This window comes from Cohnella abietis (genome assembly GCF_004295585.1).
Classification (GTDB): domain Bacteria; phylum Bacillota; class Bacilli; order Paenibacillales; family Paenibacillaceae; genus Cohnella; species Cohnella abietis.
Window position 1 is genome coordinate 6,753,456 of sequence record NZ_AP019400.1, and the last position, 18,035, is coordinate 6,771,490.

Sequence of the window (18,035 nt, forward strand, 5' to 3'; positions counted from 1 at the left end):
TCGTGCCGCCAACCGGTAACGGTAACGGCTAAAGTTACGGTTGCTGTATCGTTAAAGCTACCACCAGCGCTTACGGCAATTGAAAGACGACCGTCTGATCCGTCGCGGTATCCTTCTGAATATTCGCGAGCGCCGTACCGTAGGTCATGCCGAACGTATAGGACGCCGGCAGCAGTTCCTTGCGAATCTCTCCATTAGCCGTGGCGCCGATCGTCTTCCAAGCACCTCCCGAATACACTTTGGCGATGCCTCCGTCGACCGGCGCTCCTTGCGCGTCCTTCAACTGGATAAGAATGCTTGCCGTTTGGAAGACGACCGCCGGATCTTCTCCGACGTCCCACGCTTGCTGGTTGTAAACGCCCTCGTAAGTCATGCCGAACGTATAAGACCCCGCGAACACTTCCTTGCTTAATTCGCCGCTGCCGGTCGTGCCGATCGTCTGCCAGCTGCCGCCTACGTATGCTTTTGCGGTTCCGCCGGACAAATCGTTCCCTAGACTGTCCTTCAACCAGATGTTCGCCTTGACGGTCTGGAAGACGACCGTAGCGTTCGACGCCGTATGCTGCGTCGCTTGTTTTGTTACCCCTTGATAGGTCACGGAGAAAACATAACTTCTTTCCGGTAGCGACTTGGTCGCCTTGCCAGAGGCGTCCGTCGTCCCCAAGTCCTTCCAAGCCCCGTCGTAATATTTGACCGTTCCGCCGCTTAGCGGATTACCCGCGCTGTCCTTCAATTCAACGACCGTGGAGGTCGCTGAGAGCGCAAAGCTCGCGCTTTGCGCCGTTTCTTCGTTGCCCGCCTTGTCGATCGATTTGTAAAGCACCGCGTAAGAACCTTGCTTATCGAATACCAATGCGTTCGTATAGGGAGTCCAAGTCGTCCCATTATCCCGGCTGTAAGAAACCTGCTGAACGCCGGATACCCCGTCGGTTGCCGTCAACTCAAGCGTGACCGGGCCGATGTAAGTTCCGCCCGGACCGTCCGGAGACGACGGACCGAAGACGGCAGCGGTTACGGGAGCGGTAGCGTCCACGTAGACGGTCGCCGATTGCGCAGCACCTCCCGGATTGGTCGCGGTGATAACGGCTACGCCTTCGCCGACGGCAGTGACCGTTCCGCCGGCATCCACCGTCGCGACCGCCGGATTGCCGGAGCTCCAAACGACGCTCTTGTTCGTCGCATTACCCGGCAATACCGTCGCTTCCAACGTTTCGCTTTGCCCGATCGGAAGAGTAATCTCGCTTTTGTTTAGTGTAATGCTCGTTACGCCGTAACTCACCTCGCGAACCTCTATGTCGTCAACGTAGAAATCCTGCAAATCGCCTAACTGCTCGGTATATAGGTACACCCTCGTATCGGTGACGACCCCGGCATCCTGAATTTCGTAATAACCTTGAGCCTGAACCCAACCGCCGTAACCGAGAGCCGTGCTGCTGAATAAAATCTTCTGCTGCACGACGCCGTCCAGCTTATATTGAATGCATATCCGAAGCAGCGCCGGGCTGGCCGGCGCGGCATCCAGCTTGCCCCAGGCCGAGTAATAATAAAGCTTGCCTTTTTCGATCGTCGTAGGCAGGAATACCGCTCCGTACCGGTTGTTGCCGGTCTTGGTCACCCTCAGCGATTGCGCGCCATTCCGATGCTCGGCGGCGTTAAGAGTAAGCGTCGCGCTCGAACCGTAATACGCCGAAGGCACCGCGCCGCCTTCCATGCCGGAATCGACGATCAGGTTGCTTCCGAGTAACTCGTTGGACGGAAAACCCTGTCTGAGAGCTACCGTGACCTCGGTCGTCGCCGTGTGTCCGCCATCCAGAGACATGGCCGAGACACGTGCCGTCCCCGTGCTTTTCCCGTAGACGATGCCGTTGTTGTCGACGGTCGCCACAGCCGGATTATCCGAATGCCAGATGACTTCCTTGTTAATGACGCCGGTTGCCGGCTGGAAAGTCGGCACGAGCGTCAACGTTTTCCCGTAATAGACCGTCGCCGCGGCGTCCATACTTAAGCCCGTAGCGCTTATCCATGCCGGACTCGCCGAGTAGGAGATCGGTCTGACTTCGACGTCGTCGACGTAATAGTCATGACGGTTAGCGTCGACCTCGGTATAGACGTATAAGTATACGTCGGTGACGGTGCCCGTCTCCGCGATCGCGTAGTTCCCCTGAACTTGAGTCCACGACTGATTGCTTAAACCCGCGCTGGTGAAAATAATGAGCTGCTTAATCGTTCCGTCAACCCTGTACTGCAAGCCTACCCGCAACGGCTCGGTCAGCGTGGGGGCCGTAGCGAGCTTCGCCCAAACCGAATAGCGGTATTCCTGACCCGGAACGACGCCGTTTAATTTGAACATCGCGCTGCTGTACCTTCCGATTTTGGCGACCTTCAAAGACTGGTGACCGCTATGGGCCTGCGATATATCCAATCCGAGCACGGTATTGGTCGTTTGCGCTTGAATCACGTTTCCTTCCATCCCCGGATCGACAACGAGATTATCCCCGATGATCGGCAACGCGACGGCCGTATCCATGTGCACGGAATCGATCACGAAAGTTCCAGTCTCTAACGTCGGAACGACCTTGATCCGCCGGATCGTTCCCGTCCAACCGGCCGCGTTCGTCGCGTCGAACACGTATTCGCGGAATAACGGTTCGTTCGGCAGGATGTACGACGACAGTTTTTTCATCTCGTTCCACGAGGAATCTCCCTCTGTCTGATAGTAGACCCGGGCCTCGTTGCCGGCAGTCTCGTTGCGAAGCTTCACTCGAACGCGTTTCACGGACGAGGCGGCCAGATTTAATCCGTCCGGCGATTCGATCGCCGGCGCGACTCCTCCCGATACGCCCAAGGAACTTCCGCTGAATACGCCGCCTAATACCGCGCCGCCCGCGATCTGCCCGTTTGCCGTCCAGCCGTCCGCGAATTCGAAGTCCCAGATCTTTCCGGCCGGATAAATTTCGATTTTCCGCACCGTCTCGTCCCAGCTTACGGTCGCTCCGAAAGCATCATGGACGTAAGAGAGCGGGACAAGAACCGTTCCGTTCGCAAGCAGCGTAGGCGCATGCTCGAGCGTAAGCGGTTGACCGTCCTTATGGGCCGTGGCGCTGCCGACCGTCAAGTCGTATAGGGCACTTCCCTTCAAGGCGATGAACTTCTGCGCCGCGGCGTCCCATTCGGATTTGACGCCCAACTGGAGCCAAATATCCTTAATGGGAACCATGACGACCCCATCTTGAACGAGAGGTGGCTGGCTTAACGTTCTCCGCTTGCCGTCCACATACAGCTTTATCTCCATAGAATCGTTCGCGACGGCGCGAATGTAATCGATGTCGACCGTTCCCAAGGCCGATACCGGGTCGATCCGGATTTGCCGGATGTTGCCTACCCAGCTTTTGTTTCGCCACATCTCCACGTAATAATCGGTATACCCGTCGTCTTGCGGATTAACGAAGAAACCCATCGCTTTCGTCTCGTTCCAATCCCCGTCGAGCTCCGTCGTGAAGAAAACTCTGCCTTCGATATCGTTGGCGTTATTCTTCATGCGGATCTTGAGATAGGGAGCATCCTCCGCTTTGATCCCAAGGTGGTCGCCGGAGACGATCCCCGGATCCGTGTTGTTGAAGACGGCCGTCAAGCTGCCTCCCGAGACGCCAACGGAATCTACCTCCCTCAGCGCGGTCCACCCTTCCTCGTCGCCGGCGGTATTGAACTCCCACGACGCAACGAAGTTGTCCGACACGGCTGGCGGCGTCAAAGTTCGGTTAGGGACGACTCTGCCCGCCGGATACAGAACGCCGATTCTATCCTTCTGCGCCTGCGTCGGCACGATATCGTCGTGAGCTGCGGAGCCCGCGAAGACGTCGCGGATCGCGTCCACGTACCCGAATCCGGCCAGTCCGGCAGGCATGAGGAAGTGGCCTTCCCCGAATTCGTTCCAGTTGTCTAGCATGACGAGCTTCTTGCCAAGGTTACCCGCGGACAACGAAGGGATATACGTATCCTTCGTCCACTGCGCGAGTGACTGGAATTCCGACGGCGACGCGTAATACCCGAAGTGGAGTCCCCAAGCGGTGTCGTCCCGGCCCATACTCAATCCAGGGATAACATCCAGTTCCCCGAATCCGTTCTCCAACGTCAGCTTAAGCTTCTGATAATCCGGATGTCCGCCGAACGAACCCCACGAATAGGCGTACACCGCATCGAAGCCTGCTGATCTGCGATTGATTAGATCTTGAGCGTTCGTACCGTTGTACACGTTCAGAATGATCAGGTCATCAAATCCGACCGCAATCGCCGCGTTCCGCAGATAATCGATATCGGCCTTAGCTCCTGCGATGGAACCCGATAGTTTAACGAATTGATCGTAATGGTAGATCGTGAATACCGGCTTGTTGTCGATCTTCAAGTACCGGGGATCCTTGAAGTAATATTCGACCCAATAGGGGACCAGATTGTTACGGAAATCATTGCTGTCGGCCGCTTTGGAGTTCAAGTTCTCCCACATAATCGCGAAATCTACTTGATCGCTATACTCCGAATTGAAGTAACCGTCGTGTAGGGCGGAAGACAGGAAGGGATCCTTGACCGGGGCGTTCTCGCCGCCGATCGGCCTGAACCAGCAGGAAATCTGGAAGCCGATGCCGTGCTCGGCCTGCCATTTGGTCTCCCAATCCGCCGTCTCCGGATTTCCTTCGTCGTAGAATCCGAGCAACGGCGTACGATCGGGATACGGATTGATCATATCCCAGCCCAAGTGATGACCTTCGCGCCACATCGGGCAGCTCTGAACGCCGACGAGCTTGTCTCCGGTGCTTACTTTTACTGGCGGCGGGACGTAGTCGGAGGGCAAAGGCGTATCCGCGAAAGCGAGAACGTCGTCCAGCCACATCGTGCCTTTGTCGGCGGCGGAAGTTGAGAAGCGGATGCCGTCCACGGAAGAGATACCAGAAGCCAGCACGACATTGTCCGCGCTCAGCTTGCCGTTAATATAAATGTCTGCCCGGGAAGAAGCCAATCTTAGCTTCACCTTGAGGCTGTACCATAGATTTTCCCGGTAATCGTATAGCTCGACCGAATTACCCGCCGTGTCGACGTAAGCCAGCTTCCCGTTCGTCGTGACCAGCTTTAACGCGGTTCCGGTCCCGCTTTTCAGTTCCGCGGCGAGTCCGTTCTTCTTGACGGGTACGTAAAATTTATACTCCGCGGTCACGTCTCCCGAGAGCGGAGCGAAGCTCTTCGACAGCCCCATGGCTCCCGTGGCGTTCGCGGCGTCCATCTTAAAGCTGTAGATGTCCGGCTTGGGAGACATGACGTAATACCGGGTGCTCCCGTTTACTTGCTCGGACATCTGCTCGACCTTGATAGTGCCGCCCGACGGGCTCGACGTCCAATCCTGGGGCACGGCGCCGTTCGCGACCGATAGCAGCCTTTCGTTGACGGCATAGCCCTTATAAATTTTGAGAGGTGTGAAATAAAAATCCCCCGTAGAGGCTACCCCCGTCGTCAGTTCAAATCGATTCAATGCGTCGACCGAATTTTTGAAAGACTGCGCCGCAGCTTTCTTGACGCCGTTAATATACACGTCCGCCTTGCCGGCGGCCATGTCCGCGATTACTTTCACGCCGTATTCCGTGTTAGACGCGTAAGCCTGCAACGTAACCTTTCCTCCGCCGGACGTCTCCAGCACGAGATCGCTACCGCTCGTGGCGATGCTGACGCCCGCGGTATCTCCGTCGAGCAGTTGCCACTTCAGGCCATCTATAATCGTTAACGGCTTAAAGCGGTATTCCATCGTGATGGTACCCTCGGTCTGCTCGGGGAACTTACGGCTCATCGATACGGGAAGAACCTGACTCGTATCGCTCACTTTCAGCGTATCCGCATACAGGCTGACGAGCGCGCCGCCGGCGGAGCGAACGTCCCAGCCGGAAGGCCGGCTCTCGCCGGGGACCAGATTGGAGAAAAACGTGAAGTCCTCGTCCACTAGATAAGAGGTTCCCGCGGGAGCGCTTTCACTATCGGCGAGAACGGTACGGGAATAAACTACGATCATAAATGCGCATAAAACCATCGAAATGCTTAAAACGGTCCATCCAAATTTGATCTTGAACATATCAATCGGATTCCCCTTCGCACCGGAATTATGAACGTTTGAAAAAAACGGCGACCCCACTACTACGTAGCAGAGCCGTCGGATCGATCTGATTAGCTATTAGCCGTTTTCCAAGCGTCGAATTGTTTTTGGGCTTCTGCCAGAATCTTGTCCATACCGGCATCGTCCAACCGTTTTTGCAGACCCGTGTAATATTTCTCGAAGTCGGGCATGGAACCCGTCGTCAGAATCGGATTCGCTTCCTTCTGAATAGCGCTCACTTGCGCGATCTCGTTCTTTACAGGCTCTGGATTAAAGATGAAGCCGAGAATTCCCGATGCTTTGCCGTTCTCGTTGTTCTTCCTCATTGCTTCCAGCGCGGCCGTGGAGTTCCAATTGGAATCCCATTGATCCCATAGAGGTCCAAGCCAGTTGTGCCAGATCGCCCACGTTTGTTCCGAGCCGCTCTTAGCTTCGATTGTCGGATTGCCGTCTTTCACCGTTCCGGATTTTACCGTGTAGTTCTTTCCTTCGACGCCATAAGCCAGCGTGTTCAACAAGTACTTGTCGCCCCAGATCTCGTTGAGCAACATCATCGCTCTTTCCGGATTTTTGGACGTGGCGCTGATGGCCGAAGCGGCCGAAGTCATCGAATTCGTCGAGATGGTCGGATAACCGGACAACGTTTCTACCGTCGGGAACCCGTAAGTCGCGGTCGACTTCGAACCATCCTCGGTATAACCGCCGGAATCACGCATGACGGCGTATTTGCCCGATTTGGCTTCGGCAAGGTAGTCCGTCTTGATGGCCGCATCCTTGGCGATGTAACCCTTCTTGTAGAAGTCGTTGATCGTTTGGTAGTTTGCCTTGTTCTGGGCGACGCCCAGAATCTTGACGATCTTGCCATCCTGCTCGCTATAAGAAATCCCCGGGGAAACCGTCGTATAGTCGTATAAGGTAACCCCAGAAGCCGTCCCATTTGCGGTAGCTAAAAGAGGAATCATATCGGGCTCGTTCTTCTTGATCTCGGCTAGGAAGGGTTCCAGATCCTGAATGCTCTTGACGCTCTTATAATCGAACTGATACTTCTCGACCATATCTTTCTTGAATACATGGGCGCCAGCCGGAGAGTACGGAGTCTGCGCCGGAATCGCCATAATCTTCCCGTTGTAGGTCACTGCTTTCCACGCGCGGGGATCGACCTTGGCCAGAATGTTCTGTCCATACTTCTGAAGCAGTTCGTCCAGCGGCAATAAAGCGCCCTTCTGCACGTTATCGCTGATCCGATTAGTCGCGAAAGTCGAGAAAACCAGATCGTAAGGCTCGCCCGCTGCCGAAATCAGCTTCATTTTGTCTTCCCAGCCGGCATTGTCGATCAGATTGAGTTGTAATTCAGCATTCAACTTCTCCTTGATAATCTTGTTCGCTTCCGCCAATACCGCATCCTGATCCTTCATGTTGTCGATCGGCTTCGGCATGTACCAGCTGAGCTTGACGAAATCCTTCGTTTCGCTACCTGAATCCTCCGGAGATGCGGTCTGCGAGGCTTGAGATGCCGGTTGCGACGACTCGGGGTTGCCACTCGGACTGGATGCTGCATTCTCCTTCGAATTACAACCGCTTACGATGAACATTGCTGCTAGCATTGCGGACGTTCCTGACAAGAGCCACTTCTTTGATGTTTTCGTCTTTACACGACTCACTTGGATTGCCTCCCTTTTATTTGCATTTCATCTATAATTAGCATCCATAAGCTGGTAAGTCTTATGGAGTAATTATCATCCTTTAACAGAGCCAACCGTCAAGCCTTGTACGAAATATTTTTGAAACAGTGGGAATACGAGCAGCATAGGACCCGCGGCAAGAATGCACATCGCCATTCGCGCGCTGAGGGAAGGCACGAGCATTCCTGGCTTGACCAGTCCGTATTCGATGGCTTCCGCCGAATTCAAGTACTCCATGTTCTTCAAGACGCGGATGAGCAAGTATTGCAGCTTCATCAGGTTGTCGTGTTCGACGTAGAGCAAGGTTAGCCACCAGTCGTTCCAATATTGAAGGGCGAAGAACAGGCCCAACGTCGCGAGCGCCGGTTTGGAAATCGGAAGGACGATCTGCGCGAAAATTCTCAGTTCGCCCGCTCCGTCGATTTTGGCGGATTCGATGACCGCTTCCGGAATCGTCTGCAGGAACCCCTTCATCAGCATGACGAACCATCCGCTAATTAGATAAGGCAAGATAAGCGCTAGCGCGGTGTTCTTCAATCCCAGCCACTTAACCATCAGAATATAAGAGGGAACCATCCCTCCGTGGAAAAGCATCGTGAAGAAAATGAAGAAGGCGAGGAACGACCGGAAGCGGTAATCCTTGCGTGAGATGGCATACGCATAGGAAGTCGTCACCCACATTCCGACGATCGATCCGACGACGGTCGTCGCTATTGTCACGAAATAGGATTGAAGCAACGTCTGCGGACTGTGCAGGATAACCCGGTAGGCATCCCAGGTGAAATTCTTCGGGATTATGGAATACCCGAATCTCACAATATCGTTCTCGCTCTGAAAGGAAGTTCCGATAATGACCAGGAACGGAAATACGCAGACCGCGCAAAGAGCGATGAAGATAAAGTGGATAATCAGCTTCCCGACGGGCAGCGGTCTTCTTGCGAGTGACGTCGAGTAATCTTTCATGGTTTGGCCCCTTAGAAGAGAGAGTTTTCCGGATTTATTTTCTTGACGATGGTATTCGTAACGAGAACCAGGCAGAATCCGACGATCGATTGGAAGAACCCCGCCGCCGATGCCATCCCGATATCGCCCAAATCGATCAGCGAGCGGTAGACGAACGTGTCGATAACATCCGTTGTGCTATAAAGCAACGACGAGTTCAGCGTTACGTTGTAGAACAGTCCGAAGTCGCTGTAGCAGATGCTGCCGATCTGCAGGATGACTAGCATGATAATGATCGGCTTGATCATCGGCACTGAAATGGAGAACGCCTGCCGGATCTTGCTAGCTCCGTCGATCTTAGCTGCATCGTAATATTCCGAGTCGATGCCCATCAGCGCCGCGTAATAGATAACGGAGCTGTAACCGAGACCTTTCCATACCGCCGCTATCACGATAATGTAAGGCCAGTATTTCGGATCGCTGTACCACAGGATCGGCTCTTCGCCCAAGGAGACCAGGAAGCGATTGATGACGCCGTATTCCATATCGAACAACGAGCGAAACGCGAATCCGGCCACGACCCAAGAGATGAAATAAGGAATGAACAGAATCGTTTGATACGCTCTCACGAATCGCCGGCTCAACTCGTACAGAAGCAATGCGACCACCACCGAGAGCGTCGTGCCGAGTACGATAAAGGTCATGTTGTAGAGAATCGTATTCCGCAATACCCGATAGAGCACGTCTCCGTTAAAGAGGAAACCGAAGTTGTCGAACCCGACCCAAGGGCTGTTCCATATCCCCAAGTTGTACCGGTATGACTTGAAGGGCAGCAGCAACCCGTAGAGCGGTAAATAATTGAAAACAATGATGAGCAGAAATCCCGGCAGCGCCAACATCGACAGCCCCGCGTTCTTTTTCATAATCCTGATCATGCGTCCTGCACTTCCTTTTCGTGTTGCGTTTCGTTCTACCCCAACTTTAGGTGCGGAAGGCGGAACTGTATATTTTAAAAACGGTCTTTTCCTTCAAAAACACGCATTTGCCGCCTGAAATCGGAGCTTAAACGAAAAAACAGAGCCCCGGCGGTTATCGCCGGAAGCTCTGGGTCTCGAATGATATCTTTGCAGCGTTATTAATTAATCTTGTTTACGTTCCTTTGCAGGGCATATTCCTTCGGCGTTACCTTGTACTTCTTCTTGAACAGGCTGAAGAAGTAGGTTTCGTTCGTAAACCCAACCTTCTGAACGACCTCGTAGACGCTCAGATCCTCTTGGATAAGAAGCTCCGCGGCTTTGGTCAGCCGCACCCCGTTGATCATATCCGGGATCGACAGATTCGTCGCCTCCTTGTAAATTTTGCTCAGGCTCCGGGAAGAAATCTTCATCATGGATGCGATCGAAGGCATGCTTAAGGATAAGTCCTGATAATTATTATGAATATATTCCGTTACCGCGTCTACGACGAAAGAGTTGAGCGTATCCGTATTCTCGGCCGGTTCCTTGTTAATAGAATCCTGAAGTCCGCCCCTTATGATCCGATGGATCTCGGCCATCGTCTCCTTCTCAAGAATGCGGCGGCCAATAGAGGCGATCTGGAGCGAAGGCGCAGCGGGTATTTTCGCATCTTCCAACGCTTCGATCGCCGTATTGACCAGTCTAATGATCGAGACCAAGGCATTGTGATAATTCAGCGTCTCCATTTCCCCGAACAGATTCGCAAGCACTTCCTTCATGGCGGCGACATTGCCCGACTTGATCGTCTCCACTAGCCATTCTTCCAATTCCTTCGAATAACCAGATTTTTTACTTTCGGCGTTTTTGCGAATGCGCGCGTACGTAATGATGGAGCCATGCCCGAGATGCAGCCGATACATGGCTTGATCTAACGTCTGATTGTATAGAGAATGCAACCCGCTAAGCGTATCTGTCTTGTCGCTGATCGAAGCCGTGAAAGTAACTTTGAAAAATCGGGAGAAGTTTTCCTGCGCCTCGGTAAGTAGAGTAACAAGCTCCGAGGGATAAGCGCCGTCTTGCTCCGGAAGACTCACGATCAGCAGCACATGATCCTCCTTCATATCGATTCCTTCGTTCGGATACGTTCGGGCTACGATCTCTGAGGCGATGTTGAGCAGCGCGAACCGGAACATCTCCTTATCCTTGGCGCTGAAGGCTTGCTGGAACTCCTTATAATTATCGATTTTCAACATACATACCGCATACGAAGCCTCCGGAGACAAAGAAATTCGCATCTCTTTGAATAAAACCAGAAGCTCGTCCCTAGAAATCGTAAAGCGCTCGTCGAGCAGCCGACTCAGCCAATAATGCCTCATCACGTCCTTGTTGTCGTGCTTCTCCTTATAGAACAGTTCGAGCTCTTCCATCGATTGCCGATAGACGTTATTCAAATACGAGATCTCGTCGATGACTTCGTTCTCCCCCGCTCCGCGAGGTCTATCTCGCCTGATCGCATTCACGAGGTTGCCGAACGGCCGATAAATCCTGCGGGAGATCAGAATCGAGATGAAGAATGCCAGAATCAAGGCAATCAGCGTGATGACAATAATACTGGTTCGTAGACTCGCGATATATCGATACACTTCGAGGATGGGCTGCGTCTTCAGCAACGTCATCCCGGCGCTCTCGACGCTCGAATAGGTGACTAAATAGGGGGTTCCGCCGTGCTTGCTTTCAAAAAATCCGTCAGCGCCCGCATCCTGATGGGTAGCCTTATAGTCCGCTAGATCGGACTTCAACCACTGCATCATCCCATTGTCACTCGTTCCGTCGGCCAAATACTCACCGGATTGGTCCAAGAGGAAGATATTGTCGCCTTTGCGCTTGTCGATCATATTAATCAGCCGGATGTTGTCGAGCAACCACTCCGACCTGACGTTGATGACGATAACGCCTTCGGGCTTCAGACCGTCCGTCGAAGTTTCGTACATCATATAAGAAAACACATGCTCGGGCTTCGACTCTCTGTTCACCAACTTCCCGATGTTGCGGAAGATCGGCTTCATCTTCGGCGGTAGCTGTTCCGAATGGTACATAGTATCTAGTAACTGATCTTCGAAGAACACGGGACTTCCCGCATTGTAAGTCTGGTCCAAGTTCCGGTTGTAGATCGTTATGGAATGAATGTACGGATTAGTCGAAGTTATTGAGCTCGTTACTTTATTCAAGCGAGTGGCCACGTCGACCATATTCTCCTGCGTTGCATACATCACTGCGCCTACGTCGCTGTTCAAATAGAGAGATTTGCACAAGCTGCTGATCGTATCGTCCATGAACGCCATATTGTATTTCACTTGGAAAAGGATTTTCTGATTGGAGGCATACTCATTCTTCACCAGTAGTTTCTGGGTGTTGATATAGACGACCGCCGACAGCGCGGTGATGATGAGCAGGATTGCGATGCTGATCCAGAGTACCATCTTGGCATAGTAAGCTTTGATCCCGAATCGCTTCATTCGGTTGTCCTCCTCCAATTCGTCGCGGCGTTAGCTAGAAGCTTCCGCCGCCTTGTATGCACAATGCCGAAGAGACTGGCATTAGCCAGTCCCTCGTACGATCTTATTCCGATATGGCCTCCAACTGATCGGCCAGCGCGTGCAGGTTGTCCAAGCTGATCCTCACGCTGTCGAGCGCTTCGCCCTCGCAAATATCTTGTTCCACGACATACCATTCCACGCCGTTCCTCTCTCCCCATAGGAGCAGGGGCTCGAAGTCGATTATTCCCGTACCGATCTCGGCATAGGTCCTGCGCTCGTCGCCAGTCATATCCTTCAAGTGCATCGTAGGCATTCGGCCGCTGTAGGGCGTTAGGAATACCACAGGATCATAGCCTGCTTTTTTTACCCAGTATACATCAATTTCCGCCAGCACGGCATTATCCAACACCGGTTCTATAAGATAACTCAGAGCATCCCTGCCGCGAACGCTCGTATCGAACTCGAAGGCATGGTTGTGGAATGCGACCGTGAAGCCCTCGGACCTCAACTCGGCAGCCGCCGCGTTCAGTTCCTCCCGCAACCTTACGTAGCCTTGCTCGTTGCGCCATTCATGAGGCACAGACGGACAGATCAGACGATTTGTGCCTAGTAGTCTCGCTTCGGCCATGACGCCCTCCGTATCTGATCGCAATCGTTCTACCGAGACATGCATGCCTGCCGTTTTCAGCCCGGTCTCCCTCAGCACTTCGGCAATCTCCTCCGGGGCATGGCCATGAAGGCCAGCCGTTTCCACCCCGGCCCATCCCATGCGGCCAAGCGTTCTCAGCGTTGCGGGAAAATCACTCTCGCATTCCTTGCGTAGCGTATATAATTGAACGGCGAATTTGTGCTTCAATTCGACTCCCCCTCGGTTCACCATGTGACTTCCATCTCTCCGCTAATATTCGAGATGACCAACCTGTCGCCGAATACGCAATCTTCCAAATTGAGATATACATTATCGGCTCTTACTTCTACTTCTCCCGCGATCAAGCTGGCTAACGGCGGGTAGATCGTGACCTTTGCCTCGCGCAGACCGGTAACGTGGATGAACCGTACCGTAACTTTCCTAGGCGTAGGATTCGGCATGTATTCCCGGCAGAAGACGGTTGTCGTCTCCCGCTGATCGACGAAGACGCGGCACTCGTCGTGGAACGTCCGATCCAACGAATAGGCGGCTTCGCCTTGTCCTGCTCTGATCGTCTGACCGGCGATCACCGGAACCCCGTCGGGAAAGCGCATGCTCAAGGCAACCGAAGTATCCTGCCGCCCTCCCGTGAAGTAAAAGCCGTTGTCGTGTCGAGAGACGAACAGAAGAGCCGGCTTATTCGTTTCTTCATGCTTGATCTGGTTCAGCTCGTATCCGAATTCAGCGAGCAACAGCCGGACTAGAATCGAGATGTCCGAATAGGCATCCGGTTGCCGTACGGGCAGCTGCGTCACTTCCCCGCCTTCGAATGGCAGTGACCCCCGCACCCAGCCGACTTTGCCGCCGTTCCACTCCGGCAATTCCCTTGTCAAAGCAAGGATTCGAACTTGATTATCCCGACTCGCTGTCGCACATACTTTCGTGGCCCAATCGTCTGCATCGGCTAGAATCTCATTCAGCACGCCCCCTCCAATCAGCGGATCGTGCTTGAATATCCTGGAGGCAGCGGCATCGCCGCGGATCGTGTCCGGCTGTAACGTGGAAGCAAGCTCCAATTCTCCCTCAAGACCGCTATCCTGCCGGATGTTGAGCAGTTCTTGCCACTGCGGATCGGTAACCGCCCCGTAGATAATCGCCCTGCCGCCTTCCCGCACGAAGGCTTCCAGAAGCCGCGCATTCGCTCCTATTAATCCGGAAGCCGGAACGAATAAGATCGTTTCCCGCAGCTTGCCCTTACCTTCCCCCGTCATTGCCGCGAACTCATCCGTGCTCAGTACGGTATTCAGAGGCAAACCCTGATTGACCGCATTACGCACGAACCACTCTTCGAAGAAAATCGTGTTCGCTTCGTTCTCCGATGCCGCGACAGCCTCGTGATATTCCTTGAACGGATACAACCAGGTCAGAATGCCCGCTTGATCGGGGAAGTCTTGAATCGCTCTGCGCAGGTGGGGGATAATCTCCGCCGGACAATCCGGGTTCAACTCACCCTTCTCCGTATCGATCGTCAACAGCTCGATGATTCCCGGGTTTTCAAGCTCACCTTCGCCGTTCATCCGGGCGACGGTCAACGGACAATAGATGTCGTGCGGCTCCCGATCGTAGAGATCCCACCAAGGATTCTGCCAGAACCATGGGTCGTTCGGATAGAAGCGATAAGGGTACGTCTCTCCGGGCAGAACCGCGATTCTGGACATGTGCGAGGCGATCTCCAGACCGAAGTCGAAGTTGAGGGCACCCCATGGCGAATTCGGCGGCGGAAACTCGATGTATTTTCTCCGGTACAGCTCCGCAAGCGGAATGAAATCTTTGGCGATATCCATTCCCGTCCCGAAGTTGGTGCCGCGCACCTCCGTACGGTACCCTGGGCATTCCCGTTTGAAATGCTCCCAGAATGACAACGTTTTGCCCGTCAGCTCTTCGTAATTCGCCAGCGGCATTGAGGTTCCGTCGTAATTCGCTCCCAAGTACGTCCAAGGAAAATACGAGAAACCGAAGCCGTTCGAGAACCAAATATAATCGAAGCCGAGCTCCGGCAGGAAACTGGCGCATTGTCGTCCCAGAAATTCTCCGAAAGGCGTGCCTTCGGATATGCCATCCGGATAAGCCGCATAAGCGGTCTGATCCCCGTTCAACTTGGACCATGTGCAGATCACGGTGTAATCCGCCTTCAGCGCGACTTCTTTGCCGCCCAGCTCCGCATGGTTGATCTCCAGATGATGCTTGTATTTAAAATCCGAATAAGCGAATTCTGGGCCGGCGTCGAACGTCGCACCGACTTCCATCCGGATACTGAATTTCTCTTCGGCGATCCGCTTAAACGCGGCTACGATGAACCGGAGGTCAGCGTAGGTGATCGAACACGCATCGGACCGATAAAGCTTGGCTACGCGTGGATCGTTCTTATCGGTATGTCCGAATTTATCCTCGTTCGCGAAGCCGATATAGCGTCCCCATTCGATCTCGCGCTCCCAGTTTCCGTCCCAGACGAGAATCTCGCTGCCGTCGGCCACCCATAGGAGCATCGAGCAACCGTCGGCCATGCCGATCAGCGGCATCCATTGCCGAATCGCCTCCTCGCATACCGCTTCGATGGCGGATGGTTCCATACTCGTAAAAGGCTTCAAACTCATTTCCAGCGTTACTCGATTTAGTCGCTTACTCGATTTTGCTCGTCCCATTTCCCGTCGTCCCTTCTCGTTCGTTGTTCGATGACGGCATTCAGCAGTTCGGCAATGACGGGCCGAAGCGTCGTCGCTATGCGGGCATAGCCCAGATCGGATGGGTGTATGCCGTCCGTCGTGCAATCTTGGGGATCCTCGCCCAGCAGCAACGCGCCGTCGAAGAAATGAACGTTGAGATCTCCCGCGGCTCGTTGCCGATCAACCTCTTCCCGCTGAATCCGCTTGCGCTCCTCCCTGCGAGAAACCAGTTCTCCGTCGAATGCCTCTCTCGCCAAACGTATTTGCGATAGCACTAGAATCGGAACGTCGGGATGACGATCGCGGTAGATCCGGATAAATTCGGGCAACGACTCGCGGAGTCGCTCTGTACTCGGCGTATTGGCTTCATAATCCAGAATCAGCAATCCGGGCGCCTCGATCTGACTGATCAAATGGGCGAGCTCCGGCTCCCCTTGCGCGTTGCCGGAGAATCCTAGATTCACGAATTCCAGCGGAAACATTCGGCTTAGAATGTTGGGGTAAGCCATGCCTGGCCTTGTCGCGCATGCACCGTGCGTAATCGAAGTTCCGTAGAGGAGTACCTTCTTATCGACGGGGAAACCCGGGAAAGCCGCGATCTCCGAAGAGGGAGCGACGCCGATGTGCAGTTCTGCTACTCCTTGATATAAGGGAAGATTCAACGTAATTTCGCGCATCTCCCGCGTAAGCGAATCGAACAGTACGGATTCATACTCCTCTTGGGTAAAGTCGAACCGAGAAGTATTGATATACTTCTGGTTTCCGATCGCACCGATATAACAATCCACGCCACATTGGCCGGTAGCCGCCATCTGATACATGCTATATTTGTCCGCTAGCTTCACCCGCACGTATAGATTTGGGGAATCCGTCCGAAAACGGACTTGCACGCCGGTCGTATTATTCGCCAATCGATCCACTTCTGGCCGAATCTCATGGCTAGGATGTACGGGCAACCTACGGTAGACGCCATCCCGATCCAGCCACGGCAAGCCCGTCACGCGAAACGGCGCTTCGAGCGCCGACACCCATTTCAAGTCCGACTCCGAATTTCCGCCTATCTTCAAGTTTGGGTCTGCTTGATTCTCGTCTTTGCGATCCACTCCGCTCATTCTATCACTCCCCTACTTGATGGCATCCATCATCATGCTGAATATAGCGAGATCCTGCAGGTAATCTTCCGGCGTCGTCTTGGGACGCATTCCGGTTGCGGCTACTTGATGAAAATACTCGAGCTCGCACGTATAAGCGTCCTTGTAAGTCGGGCGTATGACCGTCTCCTCCAAGGCATCCCCGATTGTCTCCCTAATCCGCAGAGTTGTCGGCAATTGCCGCAAGTATGGCGTATCGTATTGAACGAGAACCGATTTGCGCTCCCCGTACACCTCGATATGAGCATCAAAACGTCCTTGCTGATCTACGCCGGTCTCGAAGACGGCGTTATAACCATCGAACTCCAGAATCGCGGTTTTGAATCTACCGCCGTGCGAGGAAGCGACCGCCTTCACGCTTTTGGGTACTCCGAGCATCTCCCGCATCGCGGAGATGTCATGGCTGTTCAAGCCTAACAACAGGCCGTACGCGTCATAAGTCTCGGGGGCCTGATCGCCGATGGCTTCCCTCATGAGACGGGCATTCCTCGTCTTGCGATCCTGGACGGCTTCAGCCGGGATATCGTCGAATCGGTATACGCGGGTACCCGATTGGCCTGTGAAGTAAGCGTTCGGACCGATAATGTCCCGCACCCGCGCATAATTGATCGGCCCCATCGTCCGGACTTCTTCCAGTGCACGAAGATAAGCTGGCGCGAACCGCCTCATATAGCCGACCATCACTTGGGAGTTAGAGGCATCTCGCGCTCCGATAATCGCACGGGCTTCCTCTTCGGTCACGCACATCGGCTTCTCGACGAATACGTGAATGTTTCTTTGCAATGCCGCCACTGTACAATCGGTATGGTATTCCATATTATTCAGTACGAAAACGGCATCCAGCTCGGACTGCTCGAGCATCTCCGTGACGTTCGAATACAGGTTCGTGACCCGGTACTTCTCTCCCATCTTCGCAAGCAGCTTTGGTGAAATATCGCAGAACGCAACCATCTCGTAAAGCTCCGGCAGCGATTCTAGAATGGGCAAATGGATGATCTGGGCAACCTCTCCTACACCGATAACGCCGACTTTCAACTTCTTCATCTTTGTCTCCCCTTTAATCGCTTTCCTTCGAGCACGACGCGCTAATCGGTAACGCCGAGCATCGTCTCGCAACTTAAATCTACGTGTCGCATCCGGCCGTGTACACTTCAAATTATGTAGATTTCTTCGATAATTGGCTTCCCGATATAGAATTTAGGGCTAATGCAAGAATCGAGTAGGCCCATGCGCAATTGCATGGGCCTCTCACAGATCCGACATGCGGGTCGACTCATCCGGCTCCT

Annotated in this window: 9 protein-coding genes; all 9 read right to left on the minus strand. The window is 53.7% G+C overall.

Annotated features, from left to right (window positions below):
* Positions 1-70 precede the first annotated feature (70 nt).
* Positions 71-6,169, minus strand: a complete 6,099-nt coding sequence (locus KCTCHS21_RS31530; protein ID WP_130616070.1) for an Ig-like domain-containing protein — start codon at positions 6,167-6,169, stop codon at positions 71-73.
* A 32-nt stretch (positions 6,170-6,201) separates the two neighbouring features.
* Positions 6,202-7,791 (minus strand): ABC transporter substrate-binding protein, encoded by a 1,590-nt coding sequence (locus tag KCTCHS21_RS29580; RefSeq protein WP_130616071.1) that lies wholly within the window; start codon positions 7,789-7,791, stop codon positions 6,202-6,204.
* A gap of 75 nt (positions 7,792-7,866) precedes the next feature.
* The gene (locus tag KCTCHS21_RS29585; protein WP_197726493.1) at positions 7,867-8,628 is read right to left on the minus strand and encodes a carbohydrate ABC transporter permease; all 762 of its coding nucleotides are present in this window, start codon (positions 8,626-8,628) and stop codon (positions 7,867-7,869) included.
* A 158-nt stretch (positions 8,629-8,786) separates the two neighbouring features.
* Entirely contained in the window at positions 8,787-9,677 is an 891-nt protein-coding gene (locus tag KCTCHS21_RS29590; RefSeq protein WP_232058003.1) for an ABC transporter permease, read from the minus strand.
* A 212-nt stretch (positions 9,678-9,889) separates the two neighbouring features.
* Positions 9,890-12,226 carry a helix-turn-helix domain-containing protein gene (locus KCTCHS21_RS29595; protein ID WP_130616074.1) on the minus strand — a complete coding sequence of 779 codons (2,337 nt, stop codon included), beginning with the start codon at positions 12,224-12,226 and terminating at the stop codon, positions 9,890-9,892.
* Between the two features lie 103 nt (positions 12,227-12,329).
* On the minus strand, positions 12,330-13,103 hold the full coding sequence (locus KCTCHS21_RS29600; protein ID WP_130616075.1) for a sugar phosphate isomerase/epimerase family protein: 774 nt from the start codon (positions 13,101-13,103) through the stop codon (positions 12,330-12,332).
* Between the two features lie 17 nt (positions 13,104-13,120).
* On the minus strand, positions 13,121-15,577 hold the full coding sequence (locus KCTCHS21_RS29605; RefSeq protein WP_145988999.1) for a hypothetical protein: 2,457 nt from the start codon (positions 15,575-15,577) through the stop codon (positions 13,121-13,123).
* A complete protein-coding gene (locus tag KCTCHS21_RS29610; RefSeq protein WP_130616077.1) occupies positions 15,547-16,710 on the minus strand; it encodes an SGNH/GDSL hydrolase family protein in 1,164 nt (387 codons plus the stop codon). Before KCTCHS21_RS29610 ends, KCTCHS21_RS29605 begins: the two co-directional genes overlap by 31 nt.
* A 12-nt stretch (positions 16,711-16,722) precedes the next feature.
* A complete protein-coding gene (locus KCTCHS21_RS29615) occupies positions 16,723-17,904 on the minus strand; it encodes a Gfo/Idh/MocA family protein (RefSeq protein WP_232058004.1) in 1,182 nt (393 codons plus the stop codon).
* Positions 17,905-18,035: the final 131 nt, after the last annotated feature.